We start from the raw sequence: 14,917 nt of genomic DNA, 5'->3' as shown, positions 1-14,917 counted from the left end.
AAGCTGCAGAAGGACCGACCAGCGGATTATGCAGTTCAATAAAGCGTCCAGCCTCAGGGTGACAGAAAGATGACAAAAGATTTGGGCGACGACAGGTTTATTTTCAGGCAGGCGGTTTTTATGCTGTGGATCCAGCAAAGACGCAGCTTGCAGGCAGATAAGCGATCGCTATTTTATGCCAAACGTGCAGGTGAAAGTCCTCCTTAACAATTCGCCACAACCGCTCTCAACCAGGTCGAAGTAAGGCGATCGTGCCGGGCTTGTTTAACCGCGTGCCGTAGCAGAAATCCGTTAAGGTCCGTTTATTTCTTTGAATAAGTGAGTGCGTAAGCAGTCATTCAGCGCGGGTGCTGCACCAGCCTGGTGCGCTGATGCTTTGTACAGGTTACGTGGGTCTTTTAAGCTTTTACGGTATGATTGGGGCTATTGGCCCGGAAGGAATCTTTTATGAAACAAATTCGTCTCTTAGCACAATATTATGTCGACCTGATGGTCAAGCTGGGACTGGTCCGCTTCTCATTGTTGCTGGCTTCAGCGCTGGTGGTCCTGGCGATGATCGTCCAGATGGCGGTCACCATGGTATTGCGCGGTCATGTCGAAAGTATCGATATGGTTCGATCGGTGTTTTTTGGCCTGTTGATTACGCCGTGGGCGGTCTATTTTCTCTCAGTCGTCGTTGAGCAGCTTGAGGAGTCGAGGCAGCGCCTGTCGCGGCTGGTCGATAAGCTGGAAGAGATGCGTCACCGCGATCTTGAGCTGAATCAGCAGATGAAAGAAAACATCACCCAGCTGAATCACGAAATTGCTGACCGTATCAAAGCTGAAGAGGCGCGTTTGCAGGTGATGGCCAAGCTGAAGGAAGAGATGGCCCGGCGCGAGGAAGCGCAGATCGAACTTGAGCAACAATCCTCCTTCCTGCGCTCATTCCTGGATGCATCACCCGACCTGGTCTTCTATCGCAACATTGATCAACAGTTCTCGGGCTGTAACCGCGCGATGGAATTGCTGACGGGAAAAAGCGAAAAGCAACTGATTGGGCTGACGCCGCGCGATGTGTACGACGAAGATGCCGCCACTAAGGTATTGGAGACTGACGATAAAGTCTTCCGTCACAACGTGTCGTTAACTTACGAGCAGTGGTTGCAGTATCCGGATGGGCGCAAAGCCTGCTTCGAAATTCGTAAGGTGCCTTATTACGACCGCATTGGTAAACGCAGTGGGCTGATGGGCTTCGGACGCGATATAACGGAACGTAAGCGCTACCAGGACGCTTTAGAGAATGCCAGCAGGGAAAAGACCACATTTATCTCCACAATCAGCCACGAGCTTCGTACGCCGCTTAATGGCATCGTCGGCCTGAGCCGTATTTTGCTGGATACCGATTTAAATCAGGAGCAGCTCAAATACCTGAAAACCATCCCCGTGTCGGCAATCACCCTCGGCAATATCTTTAACGATGTGATCGAGATGGACAAAATCGAGCGGCGTAAGGTCCAGCTGGATATTCAGCCGGTGGATTTTACCGGCTTCCTTGCCGATCTGGAAAACCTCTCCGGGCTGCTGGCCCAGCCGAAAGAACTGAAGTTTGTGCTCGACCCGCAACTGCCGCTGCCTCACAAAATCATGACCGATGGCACGCGCCTGCGGCAGATCCTGTGGAACCTGATCGGCAATGCGGTGAAGTTCACCCAGAAGGGCAGCATTATTGTTCGCGTGGCGTATCTGGGCGAAGACTGCCTGCGCTTCGAAGTGGAAGACTCCGGTATGGGGATCCCGCATGACGAGCAGGACAAGATTTTTGCCATGTATTACCAGGTGAAAGACCAGCATGGCGGCAAGCCTGCCACCGGGACCGGGATTGGCCTGGCCGTTTCACGCCGGCTGGCACAGAGCATGGGCGGTGATATTACGGTTCACAGCGCGCCTGGCACAGGTTCCTGCTTTACCCTGACGGTGAATGCCCCACGTATCGCTGAGCAGCCGGAAGATCAGCAGCCAGCGGATGATATGCCGCTTCCTGCGCTTCACGTGCTGCTGGTTGAAGACATCGAGCTTAACGTGGTGGTTGCCCGCTCGGTGCTGGAAAAGCTCGGTAACAGCGTTGAGGTGGCGATGACGGGTGAAGAAGCACTCGCCATGTTCGACCCTGAAGAGTTTGATTTGGTGTTGCTCGATATTCAGCTGCCGGATATGACGGGCCTGGATGTCGCCCGTGAGATCCATCAGCGTTATGGCAAGCAACATTTGCCGCCGCTGGTCGCGTTGACCGCCAACGTGCTCAAGGACAAAAAAGAGTATCTGGATGCCGGGATGGATGACGTGCTGAGCAAACCGCTGGCCGTGCCGGCGCTGACCGCCATTATCAAAAAATACTGGGACTTTCAGCAAGATGAAGCCGAGGAAAGAAAAGTGGACGAGAAGAAACTGGGATTACTGGACGTCACCATGCTTGAGCAATATATCGAGCTGGTGGGCCCGCAGTTGATTTACCAGAGCATGGAGATGTTCGAGCAGATGATGCCGGGCTATCTGGACGTGCTGGACTCCAACATGATGGCGCGCGATCAGAAAGGGATAGCGGAAGAGGGGCACAAGATTAAAGGCGCGGCAGGTTCTGTGGGGTTGGTACATTTACAGCAGTTGGCGAAACAGATTCAAAGTCCGGAGCTGCCAGCCTGGTGGGACAACGTTCAGGAATGGATTGACGAGCTGAAGCAAGAGTGGCGGAACGACGTGGACGTGTTACGGGAATGGGTTTCGGACGCTGGAAAAAAATGACCCCGACCGAGGCCGGGGTGCGCGAATACTGCGCCAACACCAGGGAAATGGGTAACCTGCGCTATTCTTAGAAGAAGAGTTTAAAAGCACAGGCGCGGTATTGGGTAAAACGCTCAGGAACTACCTTAGCAAATCTTACATCACATGTTACCAGATTCATTAAAATGTGTGATGTTGAGCAGCGATTTAAGACAGAAAACATTAATTTGATAACACAGTCAAGCTGGAAATGATTTTTTGCTTTGAATTGGTGGTTTTTTAAACGAATGTGGCGATTTTTTCGGGAATCCGATTGACGTGGTGGTGTAGCCAGCACGTCGGCGCGCTAGCAACGCTGCTAATCAAAAATGGTCAGACTGCTGAAAAGTTTAACTCTCTGTATAACATATTCTTTTTGTGAGATTACGGTCTCGGGAATGAAACCGTTTACAGGGCGAATGATAAAAGCGCAATTGGAAGTCTTTACCAATTAATGAAGGCGTATTTAATAACTTTTGCGATCTGGATGAAGCGCTTATCTTGTTAGCCCAGTAAAAGCCCCTATTCAGAATCTTCTCAGGGTTTTGGGCTGCTTCCGACCTGTTTTGCAAATGCTTAGGTAAGAAATTTATAAGCTATGCGAATCTTTTTTTATCAACTGATTCGGACCGCTTAACTGATGTTCCTGAGGATGTTTTACGTTCGTTTGTTCTATGGAACCGATTCCTGAAGTGCGGAAGTGGTTGAAGCGGCTAGGACATTTTAATTCTGGCCGGGCTTTATCCCTTAAAAGCGCCTTTTGTTGGCAATGTTAGCGTCAGGTTCTTGTTTAAGAAGAAAAGTGTCATACAGCTATCCTCTTACAGGAATTGATAAGATAGTCATGGATATTATGGTATGAAAAAACGAAACAAAAAGGGTTTTCAACTGCTCAAAACGTGGGTTTTACGCGCGTTTTTGACCGTGATTGGCGTGTGGGTTGCGGGTATTTTACTGTTTTCATTTCTGCCGGTACCGTTCTCCGCTGTTATGGTAGAACGACAGCTAGGTGCCTGGTTTAGCGGCAATTTTAGTTATGTCGCGCACTCTGACTGGACCAGCATGGATGACATTTCCCCCTGGATGCCGCTGGCGGTAATGGCCTCTGAAGATCAGAAATTCCCGACGCACTGGGGTTTTGATGTGCAGGCCATTCAATCAGTGCTGGATAACGAAGAGGGTGGGCGGATCCGCGGCGCATCGACCCTGTCTCAGCAGACCGCCAAGAACGTCTTTTTATGGGATGGCAGAAGCTGGGTACGCAAAGGCTTAGAGGCGGGCCTGACGGTGGGAATTGAAACCGTGTGGACCAAAAGACGTATTCTGACCGTTTACCTGAATGTGGCCGAGTTTGGTGACGGCGTTTTCGGCGTTGAGGAAGCCTCTCAGCGCTACTTCCATAAGCCGGCGAGTCGTCTGACGATGTCTGAAGCCGCGCTGTTAGCGGCCGTATTACCGAATCCAATTCGTTTTAAAGCCGATGCACCGTCAGGCTATATCCGTCAGCGTCAGCAGTGGATTTTGCGCCAGATGAGGCAGCTTGGGGGAGAGGGATTTTTACGCGAACATAAGCTGATGTGAGAACGTTTTCCCAGGCATAATCGGTGATTATGCCTGGGATAAAACGGTTAATCTTCGTCGAAACCGGCGTTAAAAAGCTCAATTACCGCACTCAGCGCCTTCTCTTCTTCCGGGCCAGAGGCTTCAATTTCAATATGGCCGCCCTTGGCTGAATCCAGCATCAGCAGCGCTATCACGCTGCTGGCCTCCGCTTCAGTACCACTCTCATTACGCAGTAACACTTCCGCATCAAAACTCTGCACCAGTTCAAAAAGCTTCATGGCCGGGCGCGCGTGCATTCCCAGCTTATTTTTGATCTCAACGGTTTGCCTGACAGTCATGATTTACGTTTTTCCAGCGTGCGATGACGGGACTGGACATTTTTACCGCGAGAGCGGAAATAGTCAGCCAGCTGTTCAGCGATATAGACGGAACGGTGTTTACCCCCGGTACAACCGATGGCAACAGTAAGATAGCTGCGGTTGTTGGTTTCCAGCATCGGCAACCACAATTCCAGATAGCTTCGGGTCTGATAAATGAAGTTATGCACTTCCGTATGGCGGTCGAGAAATGCCGCTACCGGGCGATCCAGGCCGGTCATCGGACGCAGTTTGGGATCCCAATGGGGATTCGGCAAAAAGCGCACATCGAAGACGTAGTCAGCATCAATAGGAATACCGTGCTTATAGCCGAAGGATTCGAAAACCATCGTCAGCTCGCGCTCGCGTTTACCCAGTAAGCGCGTCCGCAGCATCTCGGCCAACTCGTGCACCGACATCTCGGAGGTATCAACAATCAGGTCAGCGCGAGAGCGCAGCGGTTCCAGCAGCTCATTCTCTTCGTCAATGGCGCTCTCCAGCGATAAATTCTTGCTGGAAAGAGGGTGCAGGCGGCGAGTATCGCTATAGCGACGGATCAGCGTGTTGCGGTCGGCATCGAGAAACAGCAGTTGAGGAGAAAAGCTGTCCGGCAGGCTGGTCAGGGCTTTTTCGAACACTTCTGGTGACTCAGGCATATTGCGCACGTCGATGCTGACCGCAGCAGACATGTTGCGGTCGGCCAGAGAATTGGCCAGTTCAGGCAGTAAAACCACGGGTAAGTTATCCACGCAGTAAAAGCCCATATCCTCCAGTGCTCTCAAGGCGACAGACTTACCCGATCCCGATCGACCGCTGACAATCATCAGCACCATGACTTGTTCTCCTGAATTTGCCTGTTAGAGGGTATTCAGCCCTGGCTGCTAAGGCCGCCAGAATAACCCACATGCTTAAAATGGGCCGGGGCTTCCACGCCCGGTATGATCAGTGGCTCTCCTCAGGAGTCTCAGCCATGATCTCGTAAAGCTCTTCATCGGTCTGCGCAGCGCGCAGGCGGCGACACACGGTTTTATCCGCCAGACGTTTGGCAACCAGCGACAGCGTATGCAAATGCGTTTTGCACTGATCGGCAGGTACCAGTAAGGCGAAAAGCAGATCTACCGGTTGATTATCAATGGCATCAAAAGCGATCGGCTGATCGAGGCGGATAAAAACGCCCACCGCACGCAGGGTGTCTTCTACCAGCTTGCCATGCGGGATCGCGATACCATTACCAATTCCGGTACTGCCCATACGTTCACGGGTCAGAATCGCTTCGAAGATGGTCTGGTGCGGAAGGTTAAGCTGTTTAGCCGCCAGCTCGCTGATGATTTCCAGCGCCCGCTTCTTACTCTGGCAATGGACGCCGCTGCGGGTGCAGGACACATTCAGTACCGAGCTCAGTTCCAGTGTTAATTCATTGTTCATCATAGTTTCACTTACGTGTTCACTTCTGCCTGGCAAAATTACGGGACACATCTTCACCTGAGAAGAGGGGAGAGGGTCATCGGTCGACTGCTCAGCCTGCCTGATTGATTAACGGCCCGGCTCCCCGGTTAAAGGGAGCCGAGCCGGTTATCTTACGTCATGCCTGATCCTAAGATTAGGGTGGCGAAGAAATAATCAATGCTTGAGTGAAATTTAGTGCTGCTTCAGCTTGTCTTTATGTTTATTGAGCTGGCGCGTCAGCTTGTCTATCAAGCCGTCAACCGCCGCGTACATATCTTTCCCTTCCGAGGTGGCATGCAACTCACCGCCATTCACATGCAAAGTCGCATCCGCTACCTGAGTGACCTTTTCGACCTTCAGTACAATATAGACCTGATTAATTCGATCAAAGTACTGTTCCAGTTTGGCAAATTTGGTCGTCACGAAATCACGCAATGGTTCAGTGATTTCCACGTTCTGCCCGGTAATGTTGAGTTGCATACGTTCTTCCTTATCTGTTCGATCAGACCAGCTGTTTGCGCTGGTTTGAGGGCGGGATGGATAAAGACTCTCGGTACTTTGCGACAGTGCGGCGCGCTACCATGATCCCTTGATTAGAGAGCAAGGTCGTGAGCTTGCTGTCGCTCAGTGGTTTGGCGGGATTCTCCGCCGAGATTAATTTTTTCACCAGTGCACGTATCGCCGTGGAGGACGCTTCGCCACCACTGTCGGTGTTGACGTGACTGGAGAAAAAATACTTCAATTCAAAAATTCCGCGCGGACTGTGCAGATACTTCTGCGTGGTCACGCGCGAAATGGTGGATTCATGCATATCCACGGCACTGGCGATATCCGCTAACACCATGGGGCGCATAAATTCCTCGCCCTGTTCAAAAAATGCCTGCTGCTGATCGACGATGCAGCGCGTCACTTTCAGCAGCGTGTCATTGCGGCTTTCCAGACTTTTTATCAGCCACTTCGCTTCCTGCAAATTGCTGCGGATAAACTGGCTGTCACTGTCGTTACGCGTGGAACCGCCGAGTGAAGCATAATGCTGATTAATCTTCAGCCTGGGTACGCTGTCTGAATTCAGTTCCACCGTCCAGCGATTGCTGGCTTTGCGTACCAGCACATCCGGGATGACATATTCCGGCTCGGTAGTATTAATCGACTGACCCGGACGCGGATCGAGCGACTGAATCACCTGCATGGCGTTTTTAAGCACGTCTTCCTTCAGCCGCGTCACGCGCATCAGGCTACGGAAGTCATGATTAGCCAGTAAGTCCAGATGTTCGCTGACAATCAGCCTTGCCTCTTTCAGGCACAATGCGTCAGGCGGGAACTGGGAAAGCTGGACCAGCAGACAATCCCGCAGATCGCGGGCACAGACGCCAACGGGATCGAAGCGCTGTACGCGTTTCAATACCGCTTCCACTTCATCCATGGTCAATTCATCGTTGCCAATGCTGTCGAGGATCTCATCCAGCGAGGCGGTCAGATAACCGGTGTCGTCCACGGCATCGACGATCGAGGTCGCGATCGCCCGGTCAGTTTCGGTAAAAGGGGTTAACTCCACCTGCCACATCAGGTAATCCTGAAGGGTCTGCGTGGTTTCACCCTGATAGACCGGCAGCTCGTCGTCGTGATAATCGGTTCCGGTGCCTGACGGCGTTCCGGCGGTATAAATTTCGTCCCAGGTCGCATCCAGAGGCAGTTCTTCGGGCATGTCTTTCTGTTCCAGCGCTTCCCTGGTATCCAGAGCCTCTTTCTCCTGATATTCGCGTACGTCCACTTCCTCATGAATGTCGGTTTGTTCAAGCAACGGATTACTTTCCAGCGCCAGCTGAATTTCCTGCTGTAGTTCAAGCGTAGAGAGCTGCAGCAAACGGATCGCCTGTTGCAGTTGTGGCGTCATGGCAAGCTGTTGGCTAAGCCTGAGTTGCAAACCTTGCTTCATATTCAGGATACTAATTCCTCGAAAATCTTACCTGGTTTTAACACCTTATCAGAGTCTGAACTCTTCGCCCAAATAGACTCTTTTAACTTGTTCATCTTCCAGAATTTCTGCCGGAGTTCCATGAGCAATTAAGTGCCCCTGGCTGACGATGTAAGCGCGCTCACATACCGCCAGCGTTTCACGCACGTTATGGTCGGTGATCAGCACGCCAAGGCCGCTGTCACGCAGGTGTTCGATAATCTTTTTGATATCAATAACTGAAATCGGGTCAACACCGGCAAAGGGCTCATCAAGCAGGATGAACTTTGGATTGGCGGCCAACGCGCGGGCAATCTCAACACGACGGCGTTCGCCACCGGATAATGCCTGACCCATGCTGTTGCGCAGATGCTCGATGTGGAATTCGCTCATCAGTTCATTGGCGCGGTCTTCGCGTTGTTCTGTGGTCAGATCGTCGCGGATCTGCAGTACGGCCATCAGGTTGTCATAGACGCTCAGGCGGCGGAAGATCGACGCCTCCTGCGGCAGATAGCCAATCCCACGGCGAGCGCGGGCGTGCAACGGTAAGATACTGATGTCTTCATCATCAATGATGATACGACCCGCATCACGCGGCACAATGCCAACCACCATGTAAAAGGTGGTGGTTTTGCCGGCGCCATTTGGACCTAACAGGCCAACAATCTCACCGGATTTGACCTGCAAACTGACATCTTCGACCACGCGACGGCCTTTGTAAGCCTTCGCCAGGTTTTCCGCAATTAACGTAGCCATAGCTGATTAGTTACTCTTTTTTGGGCCGGTAGACTGAGTGCCTTTGTCCTGCAACTGGGAAGGAACCAGGATGGTAGTCACGCGTTTGCCGCTGCTGCCATAAGCCTGCATTTTCTGCTCTTTCACCAGATAGGTAATCCGGTCACCCTTCACGTTGCTGTCGAGCTGCTCCAGATAAGCATTACCGGTCAGCTCGACAAAATCTTTCGCCAGCTCATAATGCATTTTTTGCGCATGACCTTTCACCGGCTTACCGTTGTCCTGCATCTGGTAGAAGGTAGCAGGATTACCATAGGCATCGACGATGGTTTTCTTGCTGTCGCCATCCGGGCGAGTGACCACCACTTTATCCGCAGTGATTTTGATCGAGCCCTGGGTCACGATGACGTTGCCGGTAAAGGTGGCAACGTTACCCTGCATATCGAGGGCCTGATTTTCGGAATCGACATTCACCGGTTTATCGGAGTCGCCGGTCAGCGCCAGAGCGGGCAGGCTGGTAGCCAGCAGCAAGCTGAGCGCCAGGAACTTAAGGTTGTTTTGCATTTTGGATTTCATAAGAGGTTTTGACCTTTTCAATCAGCTCGGCTGTTTTCTTCCGTAAATTTCCACGCATCTTCATCCCGGTAGAGTTGAAGCTACTGCCATAAAGTGTGACCTGATCATCCGACGTTACATCCTGGGTGACGAGGTTCACTATGGCATTATCGGTCTTAATCCGCTCAAGTTGAGCATCCTGAGTCAGGCTGTTAACCTCTACGTGGCCGTAAAGATACAGCATACGGTCATTGGTCAGCTTGGCTTTGTCTGCCCGGATAGACCAGGTCGGAATTTTGTTTTCGTCGTACGTGGTCATCACCGGGTTTTCGAACCAGCTGACGGCCTCAGTGGAAAAATAGGTCACTTTATCCGACACCAGCTTGTAGTTCAGACCACCTTGAGGGTTGTAGACCACAGTATTTGAGCTCTGGCTGGTGTAGGTGGGATTCTGGTCGCTGTTGGCAACAGGTTGTGCGCTGTCATCCGGACCGGCCAGATTCCAGCCAATCAGTACAATGGCCACCAATGCCAGTAACAGCGTGATCCAACGTCTGGTTTTACTCATACAGACTGCCCTTTGGCCTCATCAAACTTATCCTGTGCTATCAAAATCAGATCGCAAATTTCACGCACCGCTCCCCGACCACCGGCAATACGGGTTACGTAGTTTGCGCGAGGAAGCAGGACCGGGTGGGCATCAGCCACGGTAACGCTGAGACCGACTTCGGCCATCACCGGCCAGTCAATCAGGTCGTCACCGATGTAAGCCACCTGCTCGGGGCGAAGTGCTAGTGTATCCAGAAGTTCACGGAAGGCCAAAAGCTTATCAGATTGTCCCTGGTAAAGATGCGTAATCCCGAGGGTGGCACAGCGATCTTCCAGCAATTTTGCCTTCCGGCCGGTAATAATGGCCACTTCCACGTCGGATGTCAGCAGGCAACGAATACCATAACCGTCGCGGACGTTGAAAGCTTTCAGCTCTTCTCCGCTGTTACCCTGATAGATCACGCCATCGGACATGACGCCATCAACATCACAAATCAATAGCCTGACCTCGCGCGCGCGGGTCATGACATCAAGGCTCACCTCGCCATAGCAAGTTTCAACCCACTCTGCAGCAGTACTCATTTGTCTTCTGTTCCTTGTTAAACCACGCCAGCGCGCAGCATGTCATGCATATGCACCACGCCCAGCAGCGTGTCACCGTCAGCCACCATCACGACGGTAATATTCCTGCTTTGCATCAGGTTGAGCGCAGCCACCGCCAGCAGATTTGGGCGGACCCGAATGCCGCCTGAGGTCATTACGCTGGCAATGTCGGCCGTCTGGAAATCAATGCCCATATCAAACACCCTGCGCAGGTCACCATCGGTAAAGATGCCTTCAATCTTCATCAGATCGTTGCAAATCACCGTCATGCCCATGTTTTTGCGGGTAATTTCAAGCAGCGCATCCCGCAAAGAAGCCTCGCGGCTGACATGCGGGATCTCATCACCGGTATGCATAATATCATTGACCGTTAACAACAGCTTACGGCCAAGTGCGCCGCCCGGATGGGACAGGGCAAAGTCTTCGGCAGTGAAGCCTCGCGCTTTTAAAAGCGCAACCGCCAACGCATCTCCCATCACCAGTGTCGCGGTGGTGCTGGTGGTCGGCGCCAGGCCCAGAGGGCAGGCTTCCTGCGGTACTTTAACACACAGATGAATATCAGCGGCACGACCCATCGCGCTCTCGGGTTTGCTGGTCATGCAAATCAGTGAGACGTGGAGCCGCTTTAACACCGGGATAAGGGCCAGAATTTCAGAGGATTCGCCGGAATTGGAGATGGCGATGACAATATCGCCCGCGCTTACCATGCCTAAATCGCCGTGGCTGGCTTCAGCAGGATGAACAAAGAAAGCGGGTGTACCAGTGCTGGCAAAGGTCGCGGCCATCTTTTTGCCGATGTGACCCGACTTGCCCATGCCCATTACCACGACTTTCCCTGAACAGCTGAAGATGCGCTGACACGCCTGGGTGAAATCGTCGTTGATGTATTGATCAAGCTGCTCCAGGCCCTGACGTTCGATATTCAGGACATCTTTCCCGGCTTGCTGAAAGTCAAAGCCGGGTTCGAGGTTGCCAGGTGCCATAATTTCCATTCCTTTTTACCAGAGGGTAGCCGAAGGCAGCCAGTAGAGCAGTGCAACCCAGGCAACAAAGCCAGAGAGCAGTAGCGCACCGGCCACGCGGCCGATACAGCGGCTGCGCTGTAAACAGATTAAGGTAAATAGCGCGCTGACGCCCAGCATGACCCAATAGTCACGAGCGAACGCGTGCATATCAATATCCCCTGGGTGAATCAGTGCCGGAACGCCCAGGACAATCGCAATATTGTAGATGTTGGAACCAATAAGGTTGCCAATAGCGATATCATCTTCGCCTTTGAGTGCGCCCGCGATCACCGTCGCCAGTTCAGGCAGGCTGGTGCCAACGGAAATCACCGTCAGGCCAATAATCAGTTCGCTGATGCCGAAGAAGTCCGCAATCACCGTGGCGTTATCGATGACCATCCGCGTAGACATCGGCAGAATAATCAACGCCACCGCCAGCCATAAAAAAGCGACGGTATTACCGGTATCGTCGCGCGGCAGCTCAGCCAGCTGCTCTCGTGTCAGCGAGTCGTTGTTTTCGCGTTCGGCTTTACGGGCAATTTTGATAATAAAGAGTAAATAAGCCGCCGCAATGGCGATCAAGGCCACGCCATCATTGCGGCTGAGGTTATTATCAAACAGCATTACGCCGCATAATAATGTGACCAGCAGCATCAGTGGCAGTTCACGACGAACCAGATTTGAATGCACCGTAAGGGGATGAAGCAGGGCCGCACCACCGAGGATCAGCAAAATGTTGGTAATGTTCGATCCCATGGCCGTGCCCACGGCGATGTCCATCTGTCCATGGGTTGCTGCGGAGAAAGAGACAATCAGCTCAGGTAGCGAGGTGCCTATTCCGACCACCGTCATACCAATAATCAGCGGAGGAATGCCCAGCGCGCGGCTCAGAATAGCGGCACTGAAGACCAGACGATCGGCACCATATACCAGCAGAACTAAACCGATAACCAACAGTGCTATAGCTACGAGCATGAAATGTCCTTTGATCGGGTATAATCGTCGGCTGGCCTTGCGCGACGAGTAAAGCAAGGGTGTTAAGTTATTGTGCTGATTTTGACGGTCTGGGAGCGAAAAGTAAAACTTATGCCAACTTTAGCCACGTCTTCGAGGTAAGTTTCTGTAAAAGTGTCCTGTCCGATGGGTTATACGCTACCATCGGAGATAAATTTAATGCCTGAAATGTGGAGAGGTAACTATGAGCCAGACGGAGACGAATTTGGTGGATGTCCGGGGCGTGAGCTTTGCCCGTGGAGATCGCCCAGTATTCGATAACATCTCGCTGACTGTGCCAAAAGGGAAAGTGACCGCTATTATGGGGCCATCAGGCATTGGTAAAACCACCTTATTACGTCTGATTGGTGGCCAGTTACGCCCTGACAGCGGAGAAATCTGGTTTAACGGCGAAAATATTCCCAGCCTGACTCGCTCTCGCTTATATGAAGCCAGAAAAAAAATGAGCATGCTGTTCCAGTCCGGTGCGCTGTTCACTGATCTTACCGTCTTTGATAATGTTGCCTGGCCGCTGCGTGAACACACTCAGCTTCCCCCGCAGTTGCTGCACAGCACGGTGATGATGAAACTGGAAGCGGTAGGATTACGCGGAGCGGCACAGCTGAAACCTTCCGAACTTTCAGGCGGCATGGCACGCCGTGCGGCGTTGGCCCGTGCGATTGCTTTAGAGCCTGACCTGATCATGTTTGATGAGCCTTTCGTCGGCCAGGATCCCATTACCATGGGCGTGCTGGTTAAACTGATTGATGAACTCAACCATTCGCTGGGGATGACCTGCATTGTGGTTTCTCACGATGTTCCGGAAGTGCTCAGTATCGCTGACTACGCTTATATTATTGCCGGGCAGAAGGTGATTGCTCAGGGAACGGCTAAATCCCTGCATGAAAATGAAGATGCGCGTGTCCGCCAGTTTATTGATGGTATCGCCGATGGTCCGGTACCGTTTCGTTTTCCTGCAGGCGATTATCTGCAAGACTTAACCGGTTCAGGGAGTTAACTAACTGATGTTTTTACGTGCGCTTGGACGACAGGGGATCAATACCTGTGCTTCCTTTGGTCGTGCCGGATTAATGCTCTTTCACGCGCTGGTGGGTATTCCCCGCTTTCGCAAGCACGCGCCACTGGTGATAAAACAGCTTTACAGTATTGGTGTACTGTCACTGCTGATCGTTGTGGTATCGGGCTTATTTATTGGCATGGTACTGGGATTGCAGGGCTATCTGGTATTAAACACCTACGGTGCCGACAGCAGTCTTGGCATGTTAGTGGCGCTTTCGCTATTGCGCGAGCTGGGGCCGGTTGTGACCGCGCTGCTGTTTGCGGGCCGGGCTGGCTCTGCCTTAACGGCGGAAATTGGCCTGATGAAAGCCACTGAACAGCTCTCCAGTATGGAGATGATGGCGGTCGATCCGCTGCGTCGGATTATTTCACCCCGGTTTTGGGCGGGCTTTATCAGCATGCCATTGCTGACGCTGATTTTTGTGGCGGTTGGTATCATGGGCGGCGCCATTGTTGGCGTCAGCTGGAAAGGCATCGACAGCGGGTTCTTCTGGTCGGCGATGCAAAATGCTGTTGATGTGCGCACGGACATTCTTAACTGCGTAATCAAAAGTGCGGTCTTCGCCTTCACGGTGACCTGGATTGCTCTGTTCAATGGCTATGATGCTATCCCAACTTCGGAAGGGATTAGCCGGGCAACCACTCGCACTGTGGTACATGCTTCTCTGGCGGTACTCGGTTTAGATTTTGTGCTGACTGCACTGATGTTTGGGAACTGATTCAATGCAAACGAAAAAAAGCGAAATTTGGGTAGGTGTGTTTTTATTACTGGCGCTGTTTGCGGCACTGTTTCTTTGCCTGCGCGTGGCGGATTTGCAATCGCTGGGCAGCACGCCAACCTGGAAACTCTATGCGACTTTCGACAATATTGGCGGACTGAAAAGCGGGTCACCGGTCAAAGTGGGCGGTGTGGTGATTGGTCGGGTATCCGACATTGAACTTGATCCAAAAACTTACTCGCCGCGCGTTACGATGGATATCGAAGACCAATATAATCAACTGCCTGACACCAGCTCGCTGGCGATCAGAACCTCCGGTCTGTTGGGGGAGCAATTCCTGGCGCTGAATGTCGGTTTTGACGATCCCGATATGGGAACCGCTATGCTTAAAGATGGCAGCACCATTCAGGATACCAAATCGGCGATGGTGCTTGAAGACCTGATTGGCCAGTTCTTGTATAAGAGCGGCAATGGTAATGAGAAGAAAGATGATTCGTCGGCGGCACCGGAAGCTAACGGGCAACCCGCGCCGGCGGCTACGACTACACCATAAGAGGACAAGTC

At 52.2% G+C, this 14,917-nt stretch carries 16 protein-coding genes; 5 read left to right on the top strand and 11 right to left on the bottom strand.

All coding sequences use genetic code 11. The features are described 5' to 3' along the window. The first annotated feature begins 447 nt into the window (after window positions 1–447). Together arcB and mtgA are read left to right on the top strand one after the other, a co-directional pair. On the top strand, window positions 448–2,778 hold the full coding sequence (gene arcB / locus E2F51_RS04555; RefSeq protein WP_134822860.1) for an aerobic respiration two-component sensor histidine kinase ArcB: 2,331 nt from the start codon (window positions 448–450) through the stop codon (window positions 2,776–2,778). A gap of 876 nt (window positions 2,779–3,654) precedes the next feature. Continuing rightward, complete coding sequence (mtgA, locus tag E2F51_RS04550) at window positions 3,655–4,377, top strand: monofunctional biosynthetic peptidoglycan transglycosylase (RefSeq protein WP_013204057.1); 723 nt, start codon at window positions 3,655–3,657, stop codon at window positions 4,375–4,377. 47 nt (window positions 4,378–4,424) lie between these two features. On the opposite strand, the gene npr is transcribed toward mtgA, so the two are convergent. From npr to E2F51_RS04495, 11 genes are all read right to left on the bottom strand, one after another. Beyond that, a complete protein-coding gene (gene npr / locus E2F51_RS04545; protein WP_013204056.1) occupies window positions 4,425–4,697 on the bottom strand; it encodes a PTS phosphocarrier protein NPr in 273 nt (90 codons plus the stop codon). Further along, entirely contained in the window at window positions 4,694–5,548 is an 855-nt protein-coding gene (gene rapZ, locus E2F51_RS04540; protein ID WP_013204055.1) for an RNase adapter RapZ, read from the bottom strand. The genes npr and rapZ overlap by 4 nt, the downstream gene beginning before the upstream one ends. Before the next feature lie 109 nt (window positions 5,549–5,657). Beyond that, window positions 5,658–6,140, bottom strand: coding sequence for a PTS IIA-like nitrogen regulatory protein PtsN (ptsN, locus tag E2F51_RS04535; RefSeq protein WP_173363019.1), 483 nt, complete (start codon window positions 6,138–6,140; stop codon window positions 5,658–5,660). A 213-nt stretch (window positions 6,141–6,353) separates the two neighbouring features. Further along, window positions 6,354–6,641 carry a ribosome hibernation promoting factor gene (gene hpf / locus E2F51_RS04530; protein ID WP_013204053.1) on the bottom strand — a complete coding sequence of 96 codons (288 nt, stop codon included), beginning with the start codon at window positions 6,639–6,641 and terminating at the stop codon, window positions 6,354–6,356. Between the two features lie 22 nt (window positions 6,642–6,663). Next, the gene (rpoN, locus tag E2F51_RS04525; protein ID WP_053145058.1) at window positions 6,664–8,097 is read right to left on the bottom strand and encodes an RNA polymerase factor sigma-54; all 1,434 of its coding nucleotides are present in this window, start codon (window positions 8,095–8,097) and stop codon (window positions 6,664–6,666) included. 48 nt (window positions 8,098–8,145) lie between these two features. Then, window positions 8,146–8,871 carry an LPS export ABC transporter ATP-binding protein gene (gene lptB, locus E2F51_RS04520; RefSeq protein WP_053145056.1) on the bottom strand — a complete coding sequence of 242 codons (726 nt, stop codon included), beginning with the start codon at window positions 8,869–8,871 and terminating at the stop codon, window positions 8,146–8,148. Between the two features lie 6 nt (window positions 8,872–8,877). Beyond that, window positions 8,878–9,426 (bottom strand): lipopolysaccharide ABC transporter substrate-binding protein LptA, encoded by a 549-nt coding sequence (gene lptA / locus E2F51_RS04515; protein ID WP_134822859.1) that lies wholly within the window; start codon window positions 9,424–9,426, stop codon window positions 8,878–8,880. After that, window positions 9,398–9,973: an LPS export ABC transporter periplasmic protein LptC gene (gene lptC / locus E2F51_RS04510; protein ID WP_013204049.1), complete on the bottom strand. Its 576-nt coding sequence runs from the start codon at window positions 9,971–9,973 to the stop codon at window positions 9,398–9,400. Before lptC ends, lptA begins: the two co-directional genes overlap by 29 nt. Further along, complete coding sequence (gene kdsC, locus E2F51_RS04505; protein ID WP_013204048.1) at window positions 9,970–10,536, bottom strand: 3-deoxy-manno-octulosonate-8-phosphatase KdsC; 567 nt, start codon at window positions 10,534–10,536, stop codon at window positions 9,970–9,972. Before kdsC ends, lptC begins: the two co-directional genes overlap by 4 nt. Window positions 10,537–10,553: 17 nt before the next feature. Further along, window positions 10,554–11,540 carry an arabinose-5-phosphate isomerase KdsD gene (gene kdsD, locus E2F51_RS04500; RefSeq protein WP_134822858.1) on the bottom strand — a complete coding sequence of 329 codons (987 nt, stop codon included), beginning with the start codon at window positions 11,538–11,540 and terminating at the stop codon, window positions 10,554–10,556. A gap of 15 nt (window positions 11,541–11,555) precedes the next feature. Further along, window positions 11,556–12,536, bottom strand: a complete 981-nt coding sequence (locus E2F51_RS04495; protein WP_013204046.1) for a calcium/sodium antiporter — start codon at window positions 12,534–12,536, stop codon at window positions 11,556–11,558. Window positions 12,537–12,759: 223 nt separating this feature from the next. Here E2F51_RS04495 and mlaF point away from each other — a divergent pair, with 223 nt between their 5' ends. From mlaF to mlaD, 3 genes are read left to right on the top strand one after another with little or no spacing between them, the layout of a single operon-like run. Next, a complete protein-coding gene (mlaF, locus tag E2F51_RS04490; RefSeq protein ID WP_013204045.1) occupies window positions 12,760–13,572 on the top strand; it encodes a phospholipid ABC transporter ATP-binding protein MlaF in 813 nt (270 codons plus the stop codon). Between the two features lie 7 nt (window positions 13,573–13,579). Then, window positions 13,580–14,353: a lipid asymmetry maintenance ABC transporter permease subunit MlaE gene (gene mlaE / locus E2F51_RS04485; RefSeq protein WP_134822857.1), complete on the top strand. Its 774-nt coding sequence runs from the start codon at window positions 13,580–13,582 to the stop codon at window positions 14,351–14,353. 4 nt (window positions 14,354–14,357) lie between these two features. Continuing rightward, entirely contained in the window at window positions 14,358–14,906 is a 549-nt protein-coding gene (mlaD, locus tag E2F51_RS04480; protein WP_013204043.1) for an outer membrane lipid asymmetry maintenance protein MlaD, read from the top strand. Window positions 14,907–14,917 lie beyond the last annotated feature (11 nt).

It is taken from the genome of Erwinia sp. QL-Z3 (assembly GCF_004551645.1).
In the GTDB taxonomy this organism is placed as follows: Bacteria; Pseudomonadota; Gammaproteobacteria; order Enterobacterales; family Enterobacteriaceae; genus Erwinia; species Erwinia billingiae.
Note: the sequence above shows the minus strand (reverse complement) of the source record. Positions and strands in the feature narration are given on the sequence as shown.